We start from the raw sequence: 15,091 nt of genomic DNA on the forward strand, positions 1-15,091 counted from the left end.
CGAAAGCAGGTATCAACGCGCGCCGAAAATCGCCGATCCGACGCGCACACTGGTGGCGCCGAAAGCAATCGCCGTCTCGTAATCACCCGACATGCCCATGGAAAGTTTTTCGACGCTGCATTTGGCGGCGAGCTTTGCCAGCAACGCGAAATGCGGCCCGGGATTTTCCTCAGCCGGCGGGATGCACATCAACCCCTCGATGGACAGGCCGAGTTGATCGCGGCAGAGGGCGACGAAATCAGGCGTATCCTGGGGAGGGATGCCGGCCTTCTGCGGTTCCAGCCCGGTATTGACCTGGACGTAGAGCCGCGGCGTCCTGCCCTGACGCTTCATCTCCTCGGCGAGGGCGCGGGCGATCTTTTCGCGGTCCACCGTCTCGATGACATCGAAGAGCGCCACCGCATCCGCCGCCTTATTCGATTGCAGCGGCCCGATCAGATGCAGTTCGATCTCAGGATACTCGGCCTTCAGATCGGGCCATTTGCCTTGGCTTTCCTGTACCCGGTTCTCGCCGAACACCCGCTGCCCGGCGTCGATAGCCGGACGGATCGCATCCGCCTCGAACGTCTTCGATACGGCGATGAGCTGAACGGAACCGGCCGGACGACCTGCCTGGCGTTCCGCCGCCGCGATCCGCGAGCGCACGTCGTTCAACCGCTCTTGAAGTTCCATCGTTCTGCCTCGACATATCAACGTGAAAGGAATTGGCATGAACTAGCCAGCCATTCCGTGCTTGCCAAGACCCGCACCGGCGAAATCGCTTCGGCGGCATGAAGATCGGACGCTTGCAGCGCCCGCAAAACTTGACGCTATCGTGGTTTCATGGTGAAGGTCTCGGCCAACTCCCCTGATTTTCCGGAATTTCGAATACCATGGCCACCGAACGTTATAATCCGCGCGACGCCGAGCCCCGCTGGCAGCAGAAATGGAACGAAGACAAGGTCTTCGAGACCGACAATTCGGATCCGCGCGAAAAATATTATGTCCTCGAAATGTTTCCCTATCCCTCGGGGCGCATTCATATGGGCCATGTCCGCAATTACGCTATGGGCGACGTGGTTGCCCGTTACAAGCGCGCCCGCGGTTATAACGTTCTGCATCCGATGGGCTGGGACGCCTTCGGCATGCCGGCGGAAAACGCCGCCATGGAGCGCGGTGTCCACCCCGCATCCTGGACCTACCAGAACATCGCCTCGATGAAATCGCAGCTGAAGGCGATGGGGCTGTCGCTGGATTGGAGCCGCGAATTCGCCACCTGCGACGTCGACTATTACCAGCACCAGCAGCACCTGTTCCTGGACTTCCTGGAAAAGGGTCTGGTCTACCGCAAGCAGTCGAAGGTAAACTGGGATCCGGTCGACAATACCGTTCTTGCCAACGAACAGGTGATCGACGGCCGCGGCTGGCGCTCCGGTGCGCTGGTCGAACAGCGCGAACTGACGCAATGGTTCTTCAAGATCACCGATTTCAGCCAGGACCTGCTGGACGCGCTGGATACGCTCGACCAGTGGCCGGAAAAAGTGCGCCTGATGCAAAAGAACTGGATCGGCCGTTCCGAGGGTCTGACGGTCCGCTGGGAAATCGTGCCGGAGACCGCGCCTGCCGGTGAGACCGAAATCACGGTCTATACGACACGTCCAGACACGTTGTTCGGCGCCTCCTTCCTGGCGATCTCAGCCGATCATCCGCTGGCCAAGGATGCGGCCGCGAAGAATGTTGAGATCGAAGCCTTCTGTGAGGAGTGCCGCCGCGCCGGCACCTCACTTGCCGCGCTCGAGACCGCCGAAAAGAAGGGCATGGATACCGGCATCCGCGTCAGGCATCCGCTCGATCCCTCCTGGGAACTGCCTGTCTACATCGCCAATTTCGTTCTGATGGATTACGGCACGGGTGCGATCTTCGGCTGCCCGTCGGGGGACCAGCGCGACCTCGACTTTGCCCGGAAATATGGCTTGCCGGTTGTGCCGGTCGTCATGCCAAGGGATGGTGACGCCGCAAGCTTTTCCGTCGGCGACACCGCCTATGACGGCGACGGAGTGATGATCAATTCGCGTTTCCTCGACGGCAAGACGACGGAGGAAGCCTTCAATATCGTTGCCGACCGGCTGTCGGCGGCTTCCCTCGGCAATGCGCCGCAGGGCGAACGGAAGATCAATTTCCGTCTGCGCGACTGGGGCATTTCGCGCCAGCGCTATTGGGGCTGCCCGATCCCGGTCATCCATTGCGACGCCTGCGGCGTTGTGCCGGTGCCGAAGAAGGACCTGCCGGTCAAGCTGCCGGAGGATGTAACCTTCGACCAGCCCGGCAATCCACTCGATCGTCATCCGACCTGGCGGCATGTCGCCTGCCCGAACTGCGGCAAGGACGCACGCCGCGAGACGGATACGATGGACACCTTCGTCGATTCAAGCTGGTATTTCACCCGCTTTACCGCACCTTGGGAAGCCAAGCCGACCGATCCTGAGGCGGCTAGTCGCTGGCTGCCGGTCGATCAATATATCGGCGGCATCGAGCACGCGATTTTGCATCTGCTTTATTCCCGTTTTTTCACCCGCGCCATGCGCGAGACCGGCCATGTCGCCGCCACCGAACCCTTCAAGGGTCTTTTTACCCAGGGCATGGTGGTCCATGAAACCTACAGCCGCGGTTCCGGCGCCGGCCGCGAGTGGGTGGCTCCCGCCGATATCCGCATCGAAGAGATCGACGGTAAACGCCGTGCCTTCTTGCTGGCGTCAGATGAAGAAATCGCCATCGGCTCGATCGAGAAGATGTCGAAATCAAAGAAGAACGTTGTCGATCCCGACGATATTATCGCCTCCTATGGCGCCGATACCGCGCGTTTCTTCGTTCTCTCCGACTCCCCGCCGGAGCGTGACGTCATCTGGTCGGAAGCCGGCGTCGAAGGTGCCCATCGTTTCACTCAGCGCCTATGGCGGCTGATTTCCGAAGCGGCCGGCGGCCTGTCGACCGTTGCCCCCGCACCGGCAAGCGAAGGGGAGGCTCTGGGAATCTCGCAGGCGGCGCACAAGACGCTGAAGGCCGTTCAGAACGACTACGACAAGCTGTGGTTCAACAAGGCCGTAGCCCGCATCTACGAGCTCGTCAATGCCCTCGCCGCGCCGCTGACGAGGGTTGCGGCGGGTGAAGGCGACATCGCCTATCGTGCCGCCGTGCGTGACGCTGCCGAGATCCTGATCCAGCTCGTCGCACCGATGACACCACATCTTGCCGAGGAGTGCTGGGCTACGCTCGGCAATGCCGGGCTGCTCGCCCGCACGGACTGGCCGCGTTACGTGGAAGCGCTGGTCACGGAGAATGACGTCGTTCTGCCCGTGCAGGTCAACGGCAAGAAGCGCGCCGAATTGACAATTTCTCGCGATGCAGATCAGAATGCCGTCACCAACGCCGTGCTGGAACTGGATGCGGTGAAGAACGTGCTGAACGGTCAGGCGCCGAAGAAGATCATCGTGGTTCCCCAAAGGATTGTGAACATTGTCGTCTGATATCATCCGCAATGCCGGCATCGCCATGATCCTTGCCGCCTCGGCATTTCTTTCGGCCTGCCAGGTTCGGCCGCTTTATTCCGAGAGTTCCGGCGTCGTCGAAAAGTTGTCCTCGGTCGGCTTTTCCGATGCATCAGGCCGCGTCGAACAGCAGGTGCGCAATCGCCTGATCTTCTTGGCATCGCGCGGCGCCGGCGAAGCGACAAATCCACAATATCACGTCCAAATGCGCGCTACTTCGAGCGTCGCCGATACGCTGCTGCGTCAATCCGGCGATACATCGCGCGCCGGTCGTGTCACCGTCACCGTTACCTATACGCTGAGTGCTATTGCCGACGGACACGTGATCAAGGCCGGTAGCCGCCAAGCGACTGCCCTGGTGGATTTCTCCGAGCAGGAGTTTGCCAAGCAAAGGGCGATCCGCGATGCCGAGAACCGCGCGGCGGATCAGGCGGCAGAATTCGTAGGAGCCGATCTCGCCGCTGCCCTCAGCCGCTGAGGGCCGGGGAGGTGGCCGAAATCAAGTCCCATGAATTCGAGACTTTCCTGCAGAAATCGGCGGGGAACTACCGAATTTTCGTCATTTACGGGCCGGATCGCGGCCTGGTTTCCGAACGGGCCGGCCAGATCGCCGGCAAGACCGGCGTCGCGCTACACGATCCTTTCTCCCTAACCAAACTCGATATCGGGGATCTGCAGAAGGATCCCGGACGCTTGGTTGACGAGGCTCAGTCTATCGGCTTGTTCGGCGGCGAGAAACTCATCTGGATCCGCGGTGCAGCCAACGAAAAATACCTCGTCGATTCCCTGGCGGTGCTGGCCGAAAAACCGCTCGAAGCCGCCTACCTGATCGTTGAGGCCGGCGATCTGAAAAAAGGATCCCTGCTTCGCAAGACCGCGGAAGCCGCAGGATCCGTCATGACGATCCCCTCCTACGCCGACGACAGCCGCGCTCTGAACGGCTTGATCGATGCTGAACTCGGCGCGCAGAAGCTTGGCATTACCCCGGCGGCCCGTCAGGCGCTGATCTCCCTGATCGGCGGTGATCGCATCGCTTCCCGTAACGAAGTGCGCAAGCTCGCCCTTTATTGCAGCGGACTCAATACGGTTGAGGAACATCACGTTGCCGAAATAATTGGCGACGCCAGCGCGATCTCCGTCGATGACACCGTCGATGCCATCCTCAGCGGTGACCTCAACGGTTTCCTGCATGCCATGCAAAAGATCAGCAGTTCAAAAACCGCTATATTTCTGGTGCTGCAGGCCTGCCTGAAGCAATTCCAGCTTCTGGACATGATGCGCGCTGAAATGGAAGAAAAAAGGGTGCAGGCGCCTCAGGTCATGCAGACGATGGGTCGGCATCTGCATTTTCGCCGCAAGCCGATCATCGAGCAGGCGCTCCGCCACTGGTCGGCGGACAGCATCGCGCGTGAATCCAATCGCCTGCAGGCAGCGATCCTCCAGAGCCGGCGACGGCAGGTGCTGGAAGACAGCGTTGCGATGCAAACACTTCTCTCCACCACTCTACAATCCGGCCGCAAATCCGGCTGATCATCGCCTTTCCAGCAGGCGGCAGATTTCCTCGAGCTGTTCCAGCGACTTATATGATATTTTGATCTGGCCGCCGCCGTTCTTGTGATTGATTGAAACATCAAGACCGAGGGCATCGGAAAGCGTGCGCTCCAGCGCCAGCGTATCGGAATCCTTCTGATCGCGACGCAACGCCGGCTGCTGCGGCTCCGATTGCGCCTTGATATTGTTCTGCGCCAACTTCTCGGCATCACGCACCGACATGCCCTTGGCGACGATGGTGCGGGCAAGGCTTGCCGGATCGGGCGTCGAAACAAGTGCGCGTGCATGGCCGGCGGAAAGACTGCCGGCGGCAAGAAGATCGCGAACCGGATCGGGCAATTTCAGCAAACGCAGCGAGTTGGCGACATGACTGCGGCTTTTACCGATGATCTCGCCAAGATCATTTTGCGTGTAGCCATATTCGGCGATCAGCTGCTCATAGCCCAACGCCTCTTCGAGAGGATTGAGATCCGCTCGCTGCACGTTTTCGACGATCGCAATCTCAAGGGCGGTCTTGTCGTCAACGTCACGAATAATGACCGGGATTTCGATCAGGCCAGCGAGTTGCGCCGCCCGCCAGCGCCGCTCCCCGGCGATGATTTCATATCTGTCTTGTGACATCGTCCGCACCACAATCGGCTGAACGATGCCGTGCTGGCGGATGGAACTCGCAAGATCGTGCAGTTCGGTGTCATCGAAGAAACGACGCGGATTGCGCGGGTTGCGGCCGACGAATTCGATCGGAATCATCCGGTCGGCGCTGACGGTGCGTTCAGCTTCGACCGGAACAGGCTGATCCATTTCACCAATCAGTGCTGCAAGGCCGCGACCCAGTCGTCTTTTCGAGACATCGTCATTCATAATCTACACTCACCTCATTCCGGAAATGATCTTACGCGGCCAGTCTCTGGCGCTCACGCTGAATGACCTCGGAGGCCAGTTGCAGATAGGCCTGGCTACCCGCGCATTTCAGATCATAGAGAATAGCGGGCTTGCCGTAGGACGGCGCCTCGGACACCCGGACGTTACGGGGAATTAACGTATGATAAACCTTTTCCCCGAGATGCGTCCGCACATCATTGACCACCTGCTGGGCCAAATTGTTACGCGCATCGAACATCGTCAAGACGATGCCCTGAATATCCAACCGCGGATTTACTGTCCGACGAACCTGACTGACGGTCTCGAGCAGCTGGCTGAGCCCCTCCAGCGCAAAGAATTCGCATTGCAGCGGCACCAGCACCGAATGGGCGGCCGCCATGGCATTCATCGTCAGCAAATTGAAAGAGGGCGGGCAATCGAGAAGAATATAGGAGAATGCCATAGCCTCGGGAGAGGACAGTGCCTTCCGCAATTTGAAAACCCGATCGCTATGCTGCGAGATTTCCATCTCGATGCCAAGCAGATCCATGGTCGAAGGAACGATGAAGAGGTTGGGAACGGCTGTTTCCAGCGTCACGTCGCGGATCCCGCGGTCACCGACCATCAGGTCATAGGAGGAGAGCTTGCGGTCGCGGCGGTCGATACCGAGGCCGGTGCTAGCATTGCCCTGCGGATCCAGATCGACGATCAGGACACGCTCGCCGATAGCGGCCAGCGCCGTTGCCAGATTGATTGCAGTGGTCGTCTTGCCAACGCCACCTTTCTGATTTGCGATGGTTATTATCCGATGTCGTTCGCCAGCCATTGCTGCAATATCCGATCTGTTAAACCAAGCGCCGGAGGTTCGATACTTCCAAAATCACGGATTCCTGCTCGACGACGCTCTCATGTTCTACCAGATCGAATTCCCACCGACCACGGGCTTCGGCGATTTCCCTCAGGTAATCCCGGCCTTTGTGAAAAAACCCCCGGCAATTTTCCTTGCCAAGCATCCAGGGGGCTGAATAGCCGATCAACCCATCAAGATCGGCCAGGGCTCGCGCCGAGATCGCGTCGCAATCGCCGATCTCCGGATAGGCGTCTTCGATTCGACTGGCGTGAACGCTCCCCCGAGCATTCGTCTCCCGCAGCGCCGTTCGCAAAAACGCCGCCTTTTTATGGTTGCTTTCGACAAGATGCACCCAACCGTCTTGCAGCTCTGCCAGGAAGATGGCGGTAATCACACCAGGAAAGCCGCCACCACTGCCGAGGTCTACCCAGGTGACGGGCTGCGGGTAGATCTGAAAGATCTGACTGCTGTCAGCAATATGGCGGTGCCACAGCGCATCGAGCGTCGATGGCGCCACCAGATTGATCGTTTTTGCCCATTTCTGAAAAAGCGTCGCGAAATGTTGAAGTCGTTCCTGTGTTTCACGTGAAACACGCAAACCGTTCAGTTCCATTCTCAGGACTCTCAAATCTTGTGTCAGGCGCTCTGCCGCGCGATTCCGTGTTGCCGACGCAGGTGCACGAGCAGCAGCGCAATGGCGGCGGGGGTCATACCCTCGACGATCGCCGCCTGGGCAACGTTGAACGGGCGAGCAGCACCGAGCTTCGCCTTGAGCTCATTCGAAAGGCCCGAGAGCGCGTCATAATTAAAATCGGCCGGTATCCGCCGCTCCTCGTCGCGTTGTTGATCGGCGATCGCAGCCGCCTGCCGATCAAGGTAGACCGAGTAGCCTGCCTCGATCTCCAACGCCTCCGCGACCTTTGGCCGGAGCCTACCCAATTCCTCCGGCCAAACCCGTCGAAGTGCGGCGAAATCATAGGCCGGGTAAGACAACAGATCGTAGGCCGTCCGGCGCTGGCCATCGAGGTTAATGTTCAAGCCCGCCCGTCGCGCCTCATTGGGCGTCACCGTCAGCGCCATCAGTTGGGCGCGCCCAGCGTCAATCTCGGCCTGATACCTGTTGAATCGCTCGGCGCGCTCGGCGCTCACACATCCAAGCTCCATAGCCAGCGGTGTCAGCCGCACATCGGCGTTGTCGGCACGCAAAGTCAGGCGGTACTCCGCACGCGACGTAAACATTCGATACGGTTCCGTAACGCCGCGCGACGTGAGGTCGTCGATCATCACGCCAATATAGGAGCTTGTCCGGCTGAAATGGAACGGTTCCGAATCGGAACTGCGTAGGGCGGCATTCAATCCGGCTGCCAGCCCCTGGGCCGCTGCCTCCTCATAACCGGTGGTGCCATTGATCTGGCCCGCGAGGAACAGACCTCTCAATCGCTTGACCTCAAGCGATGGGGTAAGCTCTCTTGGATCGACATGGTCATATTCGATGGCATAACCCGGCTGCAGGATCCTCGCCGATTCGAGGCCTGGAATGGTTTTAATGAACGCAGCTTGAACTTCGGCCGGCAGCGACGTCGAAATGCCGTTCGGATAAACCGTGTCGTCATCCAGTCCCTCGGGTTCAAGAAAGACCTGATGTCCGTCGCGCTCTCCGAATTTCACCAGCTTATCTTCGATGGACGGGCAGTAACGCGGCCCGACGCCTTCGATCTGCCCGGAATACATCGCCGAGCGCTTGATATTGTCGATAATGATGCCGTGTGTCGCCTCGGTCGTCCTGGTAACGCCGCATTCGACCTGCCGGGTGGTGATGGTGTCGGTCATGAAGGAAAAGGGCACAAGCTCCTCGTCCGCACCCTGTCGGCCGACGGATTGCCAGTCGATCGTCCTGCCATCCAGCCGGGCCGGCGTCCCGGTTTTCAACCGTCCCAGCCGCAGCCCCAACCGCGCCAGGGTGGCGGACAGGCCGATCGACGGCGCTTCGCCGACACGACCAGCAGGCGTCTTTTCAGAGCCGATATGAATAAGACCGCGCAGGAAGGTGCCGGTTGTCAAGACCACGGCCGGCGCCTGCAGCCGTCGGCCGTCTTTCATGATGACGCCGGCGACACGGCCATCGAGCACATCGAGATCGAATGCGTCGCCCTCGATAATGTCCAGGCCTGGCATCGCTTCGATTGCGGCGAGCATCGCCAGCCGGTAAAGCTTTCGATCTGCCTGGGTCCGTGGACCCCGCACGGCCGCACCCTTTTTGCGGTTCAGCATTCTGAACTGGATGCCGGCAACATCGGCAACCCGGCCCATCAGGCCATCCATCGCGTCGATCTCACGAACCAGATGTCCCTTTCCGAGCCCGCCGATCGCCGGATTGCAGGACATGACCCCGATCGTGTCTCGTCTGTGGGTAACAAGCGCAGTTTTCGCACCGAGGCGCGCAGCCGCACTGGCCGCCTCGGTCCCTGCATGGCCGCCGCCGATGACGATCACATCATAGCCACTATCGGTCATATCAAAACTCCAAAACAGCAGGGTTTCACGTAAACCTGAGGCGCGCCGCCGGAAAGGTTTCACGTGAATCACTTGCCGATGCAAAACTCCGAGAAGATCACGTCGAGCAGCTGTTCGACGTCCACCCGCCCGGTAATTCTCCCCAGGTATTCAGCCGCAAGCCGAAGCTGTTCGGTGCGCAGTTCAAGATCTGCGTCAATTTCCGAGATTGCCGCATCGAGCGCTGCCAAACATTTCGTCAGCGAATCCTTATGCCGCTGCCGGCTGGGGATGGCCAAAGACAGGCCACTAAAACGCTCGGCGACAATGCGCCCGATCAGCTGACGCAACTCCGACAGACCGTCACCGGTCAGCGTCGAAATCTGCAGGTCATAGCGATCCGAGCCAGTCTCAACGAGATCCTTCTTCGTTCCGACAGTAACATGGGGCAAAGTCTGCTCCAAGTCGCCGGGAATCGTCGGATTGCTCATGTCGACCAACAGCAGCGCAAGATCGGCATCACGAAGCGCAACACGCGCGCGCCGCACGCCCTCCATTTCCACCCGGTCGTCCGCCTGCCGCAGACCGGCGGTGTCATAGAGTTTGACAAGATAGCCGTCAATATCGAGATCGACCTGCAGCACATCGCGGGTGGTTCCGGCAATGTCGGTGACGATCGCAACGTCACGCCGGGCCAAGGCATTCAACAGGCTCGATTTTCCGGCATTCGGAGCGCCCGCGATCACCACTTTAAAGCCGTCCCTGATGATTTCGCCCGCCGAGGCCGATTTGAGATGAAGGCCGATATCGTCGCGAAGCACCTGCATGTCGGCCCACACCATGTCCGAGACGGAGCCTGGAACGTCGTCTTCGTCGGGAAAATCGAGCTCCGCCTCGATCAGGGCCCGAGCCCGGGTTAATCGTTCCGCCCACGAATCGTAAATCGCCGAGACGCCGCCGGCGCTCTGCTCCACGGCAAGACGGCGCTGCATCTCGGTTTCGGCGCCGATCAAATCGGCGAGCCCCTCAACCTCGACAAGATCAAGCTTGCCATTTTCGAAGGCCCGCCGCGAAAACTCGCCTTCATGGGCCATACGAACACCTGGAATACCGCCAAGTTCGGAGAACAATGCCGCCAACACGGCCTTACTGCCGTGGATCTGCAACTCGGCCACATCGTCGCCGGTGAAAGAATGCGGGGCGGGAAAAAACAGCACTAGGCCGTTGTCGATCGGTTCGTTGTTACGAGTCCGAATCGTTCGGTAGGACGCCGCTCGGTCAGCCGGTACGGTTCCAGCCAGCCGGATCAATATATCTCTGGTCAGCGGACCGCTGATGCGGACGACCGAAACACCCGAGGGCGGAGGACCGCTCGAAAGCGCATAGATTGTATCATTCAACATGCCATGCGTCCGGTTTTTCTGTTCGAGTCCGAATCGAGTCCCTTAAACAAAAAGCTGGCGACATCGAGACGATGCGCCAGCTCTCATCAGCAGAATCCGGCTAAGGATCAGGTGTTCATCGAGTCGAAGAAGTCGGAATTATTCTTCGTCTGTTTGAGTTTGTCGATCAGGAATTCGATCGCGTCGGTAGTGCCCATCGGCGCGAGAATACGACGCAAAACGAAGATCTTCTGCAAATCCTGGCGCGGAACAAGAAGGTCTTCCTTACGCGTGCCGGACTTCAGAATATCCATCGCCGGGAAGATGCGCTTGTCGGCAACCTTGCGGTCAAGGACAATTTCGGAGTTGCCGGTACCCTTGAACTCTTCAAAGATGACTTCGTCCATGCGGCTGCCGGTATCGATCAACGCAGTCGCGATGATCGTCAGGGAACCGCCTTCCTCGATATTGCGCGCGGCGCCGAAGAAGCGCTTCGGCCGCTGCAGTGCGTTGGCGTCCACGCCGCCCGTCAGAACCTTGCCGGAGGAGGGAACGACCGTGTTATAGGCGCGGCCAAGGCGTGTAATCGAATCGAGCAGGATGACGACGTCGCGCCCGTGCTCGACCAGACGCTTTGCTTTTTCGATGACCATTTCGGCCACCTGGACGTGACGCACTGCCGGCTCGTCGAAGGTCGAGGAGATAACCTCGCCGCGGACCGAGCGCTGCATGTCGGTCACTTCCTCGGGACGCTCGTCGATCAGAAGAACGATGAGATAACATTCCGGATGGTTGGCCGTGATCGAATGGGCGATGTTCTGGAGAAGCACGGTCTTACCCGTGCGCGGAGGCGCGACGATCAGTCCGCGCTGGCCCTTGCCGAGCGGCGCCACCAAGTCGATCACACGCGGCGACAGATCCTTGGAGGTCGGGATCTCGAGTTCCATCTTGAAGCGCTCATTCGGGTAGAGCGGCGTCAGGTTGTCGAAATGAACCTTATGACGAATCTTTTCCGGATCGTCGAAATTGATGGTGTTGACCTTGAGCAGCGCGAAATAACGCTCGCCTTCCTTTGGCCCGCGGATCGGTCCCTCGACCGTGTCGCCCGTTTTCAACGAGAAACGGCGGATCTGTGACGGCGAGATGTAGATGTCGTCGGGACCGGGCAGGTAGTTTGCATTCGCCGAACGCAGGAAGCCGAAGCCGTCCTGCAACACCTCGACGACCCCTTCGCCGATGATTTCCACATCCTGGCTGGCAAGCATTTTGAGGATCGCAAACATCAGCTCCTGCTTGCGCATCGTGCTTGCATTCTCGACCTCGAGCGATTCGGCGAAAGCCAGAAGATCCGTCGGGGATTTGCTCTTAAGTTCCTGAAGCTTCATTTCAGCCATGAAGTGACCAATACTCTTTTCAATTTCGAAGGGGAAAGGCGATGTTGGGTCGTATTCGGTACTGCGAAAGGGGCTCGCAGACGACTGAAATCTACACACATGCCACGTAGATGAGATGCGCGGAAAATAGCGACTCGTTATCGCCGCCGCAAGGGGGCTGCTTAAAATGAAGCAAATTTAACCTGAGGGAGGATTTCTCGTCAGAATGGCTTCACCACGACGAGGATCACGATCGCGATCATCAGCAAAGTCGGCGCCTCGTTCATGAACCTCCAGTAACGCGCGGAACGGCGATTTTCGTCCCTCTCAAAGGCGCGCACGGCGCTGCTGAAGAACATATGGATCCCGGTCAGCAGCACGACAAGCCCGATTTTTGCATGCAGCCAGCCGCCCTGGAACCCGTAGACCGACCAGGCGAGGTAAAGACCGAAGATCCAGGTCAGCATCATCGCCGGCGTCATGATGATGCGAAGCAGCCGGCGCTCCATCACCTTGAAGGTTTCCGACTGCACCGAGCCAGGTTCGGCGTCGGTATGATAGATGAACAACCGCGGCATATAGAACAGTCCCGCCATCCAAGAGATGACCGCGATGATATGAAGCGCCTTGATCCAGAGATAGAGATTGTCGGGATTCCAGGCGAAAAGCCCAACAGCCACCAGCGCGAAGAAGGCCAGCGCAAAATGCGCGCGGCGCCGGGCGTAAGCGCCGGCTCTGCGGTCCGTCTGTTTTTCCATCGTCACGCCCGGGCCATCCGTGAACCCCGGACGCGTTCAACCAGCAAACGCACATGTTCGGGGTCGGCTTGCGGCGTGATGCCGTGGCCGAGATTGAAGATAAGCGGTCCATTGCCGAGATGATGCAGAATATCGTCGATACCCTCTTCCAGCGCCCGGCCGCCAGCAACGACGCGCATCGGATCCAGATTGCCCTGAACCGGACCATCTTTCTGAAGTTCGGCGGCAAAGGCCAACGGGACGGACCAGTCGAGACCGATCGCATCCGCTCCGGTCTTCTGACGATAGGTTTTTAGCTGGTAGCCTGCACCCTTGGCGAAGGCGATGATGCGCGCCTGCGGCCGCCGCGCCTTGATCGAGGCGATCATCCGTGCAACCGGCTTGACGGCGAAGGCGTCGAACTCTTTCTCGCCGAGAACACCCGCCCAGGAATCGAAGATCTGCACGGCATCGGCGCCGGCGTCGATCTGCGCCACCAGATAATCGGCAGAAACGTCGGCAAGCAGCATCAGCAGATGCTCGAAGGCGCGAGGATGTTTGTAGGCGAAGAGACGGGCAGGGGCCTGATCCGGGGTGCCGTGGCCGGCGATCATATAGGTCGCAACCGTCCAAGGCGCGCCGCAGAAACCGAGCAGAGTCGTTTCTTCAGGTAATTCCTGCCGCAACCGCCGAACCGTTTCCAGAACCGGTCCGAGATAATCGACAACGTCGTCGCCGTTCAATCTGCCGATGCCCGCTTCATCGATCGGATCCATCTCCGGTCCATGGCCTTCAGTGAAACGAACATTCCGCTTCATCGCGTCGGGAATGACGAGAATGTCGGAAAACAGGATCGCTGCATCGAAGCCGTAGCGGCGGATCGGCTGCAACGTCACTTCAACGGCGTGATCGGGCGTGTAGCAGAGATCGAGGAAGCTTCCGGCCTTTGCCCGGGTCTCCCTGTATTCCGGCAGATAGCGTCCTGCCTGTCTCATCAGCCAGAGAGGAGGAGGAAAAACGCTTTCGCCGTCGAGAACCCTCATGATCTTTCGCCGCCTATCGCTCAAGCGCGTCTTCCCTATAAAAAATCAAAGATATTTTAAAAGGTTTCTATTTCTTAGAGTCGGTGTCTATCAAGGATTAAAATCCATCCACTGCCGATGCCATTTGTCGCGCGTTCGACGAGGAACTCGAAAGAATTTCCCCATTCCTGTCAAATTCCGGGAAGAATCCGAATCCGAAAGCGATTCCAAATTCTTGCCAGAGGACGAGTTTTTTCGTGCCTGTGGATAGGCTGTGGGCCGCTGGACGACAAGTCGATTTCATCCCCAGCCTCCACAGGAGCGGCCGAAACCGGTCCGGAAGATTCGAAATGTGGATAAGCAGGCATGTTTTCCCTTGCCCGAGACAGCCTCGCCGCCTTAGCTCTCCATCATCCAGTCTTTTCAACAGGCAGCGGAAAATAACGTGGAGAACAGAACGAACTTCTTTCATCTGCACCTGATTTCTGACTCGACCGGAGAGACTCTCATCTCCGCCGGCCGCGCCGCTTCGGCGCAGTTCAGATCCGCTCAGCCGATCGAACATGTCTATCCCCTGATCCGCAATCGCAAACAGCTGCTGCCGGTTCTGCAGGCGATCGATGACGCGCCGGGGATCGTGCTCTACACGATTGTCGACCGCGATTTGGCGAACCTGATCGACGAACGCTGCGTCGAGATGGGTGTCGCCTCGGTCAATGTGCTGGAGCCGGTCATGAATGCATTCCAGATCTATCTTGGCGCCCCGTCTCGCCGCCGGGTCGGGGCCCAGCATGTGATGAACGCCGGCTACTTCGCCCGCATCGAGGCGTTGAACTTCACCATGGATCATGACGACGGCCAGATGCCGGATGATTACAACGACGCGGATGTTGTCATCATCGGCATCAGCCGGACATCGAAGACGCCGACCAGCATCTATCTCGCCAATCGCGGCATCAAGACGGCGAACATCCCGATCGTCTACGGCGTGCCCCTGCCGGAGAGCCTGCTCGTGGCGACAAAACCGCTGATCGTCTGCCTGATCGCCACCACCGACCGCATTTCCCAGGTCCGGGAAAATCGGGTGCTCGGGACGACGCAAGGGTTCGACCGCGAGCACTACACCGATCGAGCCACGATCTCGGAAGAGCTGAAATATGCCCGCTCCCTCTGCGCCCGGCACGGATGGCCGCTGATCGACGTTACGCGCCGCTCAATCGAGGAAACGGCGGCCGCCATTGTTGCCCTCCGCCCGAAGCTGCGTTAAGCGCTGACAAAAAGCCGGGAGTGGGAGAAAC

The 15,091-nt window shown here is 59.2% G+C and carries 13 protein-coding genes; 4 read left to right on the forward strand and 9 right to left on the reverse strand.

What is annotated here, in order from left to right:
* Positions 1-12 precede the first annotated feature (12 nt).
* A complete protein-coding gene (locus PH551_RS12830) occupies positions 13-672 on the reverse strand; it encodes a YggS family pyridoxal phosphate-dependent enzyme (RefSeq protein ID WP_285193276.1) in 660 nt (219 codons plus the stop codon).
* A 200-nt stretch (positions 673-872) separates the two neighbouring features.
* Here PH551_RS12830 and leuS point away from each other — a divergent pair, with 200 nt between their 5' ends.
* The 3 genes from leuS to holA are packed head-to-tail and all read left to right on the forward strand — an operon-like array spanning position 873 to position 5,054.
* A complete protein-coding gene (gene leuS / locus PH551_RS12835) occupies positions 873-3,503 on the forward strand; it encodes a leucine--tRNA ligase (protein ID WP_285193278.1) in 2,631 nt (876 codons plus the stop codon).
* Positions 3,493-4,002 carry an LPS assembly lipoprotein LptE gene (gene lptE, locus PH551_RS12840; protein WP_085779899.1) on the forward strand — a complete coding sequence of 170 codons (510 nt, stop codon included), beginning with the start codon at positions 3,493-3,495 and terminating at the stop codon, positions 4,000-4,002. Before leuS ends, lptE begins: the two co-directional genes overlap by 11 nt.
* 11 nt (positions 4,003-4,013) lie before the next feature.
* The gene (gene holA / locus PH551_RS12845) at positions 4,014-5,054 is read left to right on the forward strand and encodes a DNA polymerase III subunit delta (RefSeq protein WP_285193279.1); all 1,041 of its coding nucleotides are present in this window, start codon (positions 4,014-4,016) and stop codon (positions 5,052-5,054) included.
* On the opposite strand, the gene PH551_RS12850 is transcribed toward holA, so the two are convergent.
* The 8 genes from PH551_RS12850 to hemE all read right to left on the reverse strand — a co-directional run bounded on the left by PH551_RS12850 (position 5,055) and on the right by hemE (position 13,838).
* Positions 5,055-5,936, reverse strand: a complete 882-nt coding sequence (locus PH551_RS12850; protein WP_285193280.1) for a ParB/RepB/Spo0J family partition protein — start codon at positions 5,934-5,936, stop codon at positions 5,055-5,057.
* 31 nt (positions 5,937-5,967) lie between these two features.
* On the reverse strand, positions 5,968-6,762 hold the full coding sequence (locus PH551_RS12855) for a ParA family protein (RefSeq protein ID WP_285193281.1): 795 nt from the start codon (positions 6,760-6,762) through the stop codon (positions 5,968-5,970).
* Between the two features lie 19 nt (positions 6,763-6,781).
* Positions 6,782-7,399 (reverse strand): 16S rRNA (guanine(527)-N(7))-methyltransferase RsmG, encoded by a 618-nt coding sequence (gene rsmG / locus PH551_RS12860; RefSeq protein WP_285193282.1) that lies wholly within the window; start codon positions 7,397-7,399, stop codon positions 6,782-6,784.
* Positions 7,400-7,422: 23 nt separating this feature from the next.
* Complete coding sequence (gene mnmG, locus PH551_RS12865; RefSeq protein WP_285193283.1) at positions 7,423-9,300, reverse strand: tRNA uridine-5-carboxymethylaminomethyl(34) synthesis enzyme MnmG; 1,878 nt, start codon at positions 9,298-9,300, stop codon at positions 7,423-7,425.
* A 68-nt stretch (positions 9,301-9,368) separates the two neighbouring features.
* Positions 9,369-10,682, reverse strand: a complete 1,314-nt coding sequence (gene mnmE, locus PH551_RS12870) for a tRNA uridine-5-carboxymethylaminomethyl(34) synthesis GTPase MnmE (protein WP_285193284.1) — start codon at positions 10,680-10,682, stop codon at positions 9,369-9,371.
* 107 nt (positions 10,683-10,789) lie between these two features.
* A complete protein-coding gene (gene rho / locus PH551_RS12875; RefSeq protein WP_003589536.1) occupies positions 10,790-12,055 on the reverse strand; it encodes a transcription termination factor Rho in 1,266 nt (421 codons plus the stop codon).
* A 200-nt stretch (positions 12,056-12,255) separates the two neighbouring features.
* Complete coding sequence (gene hemJ, locus PH551_RS12880; RefSeq protein ID WP_285193285.1) at positions 12,256-12,792, reverse strand: protoporphyrinogen oxidase HemJ; 537 nt, start codon at positions 12,790-12,792, stop codon at positions 12,256-12,258.
* Between the two features lie 2 nt (positions 12,793-12,794).
* On the reverse strand, positions 12,795-13,838 hold the full coding sequence (gene hemE / locus PH551_RS12885) for a uroporphyrinogen decarboxylase (RefSeq protein ID WP_285193286.1): 1,044 nt from the start codon (positions 13,836-13,838) through the stop codon (positions 12,795-12,797).
* 400 nt (positions 13,839-14,238) lie between these two features.
* Here hemE and PH551_RS12890 point away from each other — a divergent pair, with 400 nt between their 5' ends.
* A complete protein-coding gene (locus tag PH551_RS12890; protein WP_085776422.1) occupies positions 14,239-15,060 on the forward strand; it encodes a pyruvate, water dikinase regulatory protein in 822 nt (273 codons plus the stop codon).
* The last annotated feature ends 31 nt before the right edge of the window (positions 15,061-15,091 follow it).

The sequence above is a fragment of the Rhizobium atlanticum genome (assembly GCF_030182485.1).
Classification (GTDB): Bacteria; Pseudomonadota; Alphaproteobacteria; order Rhizobiales; family Rhizobiaceae; genus Rhizobium.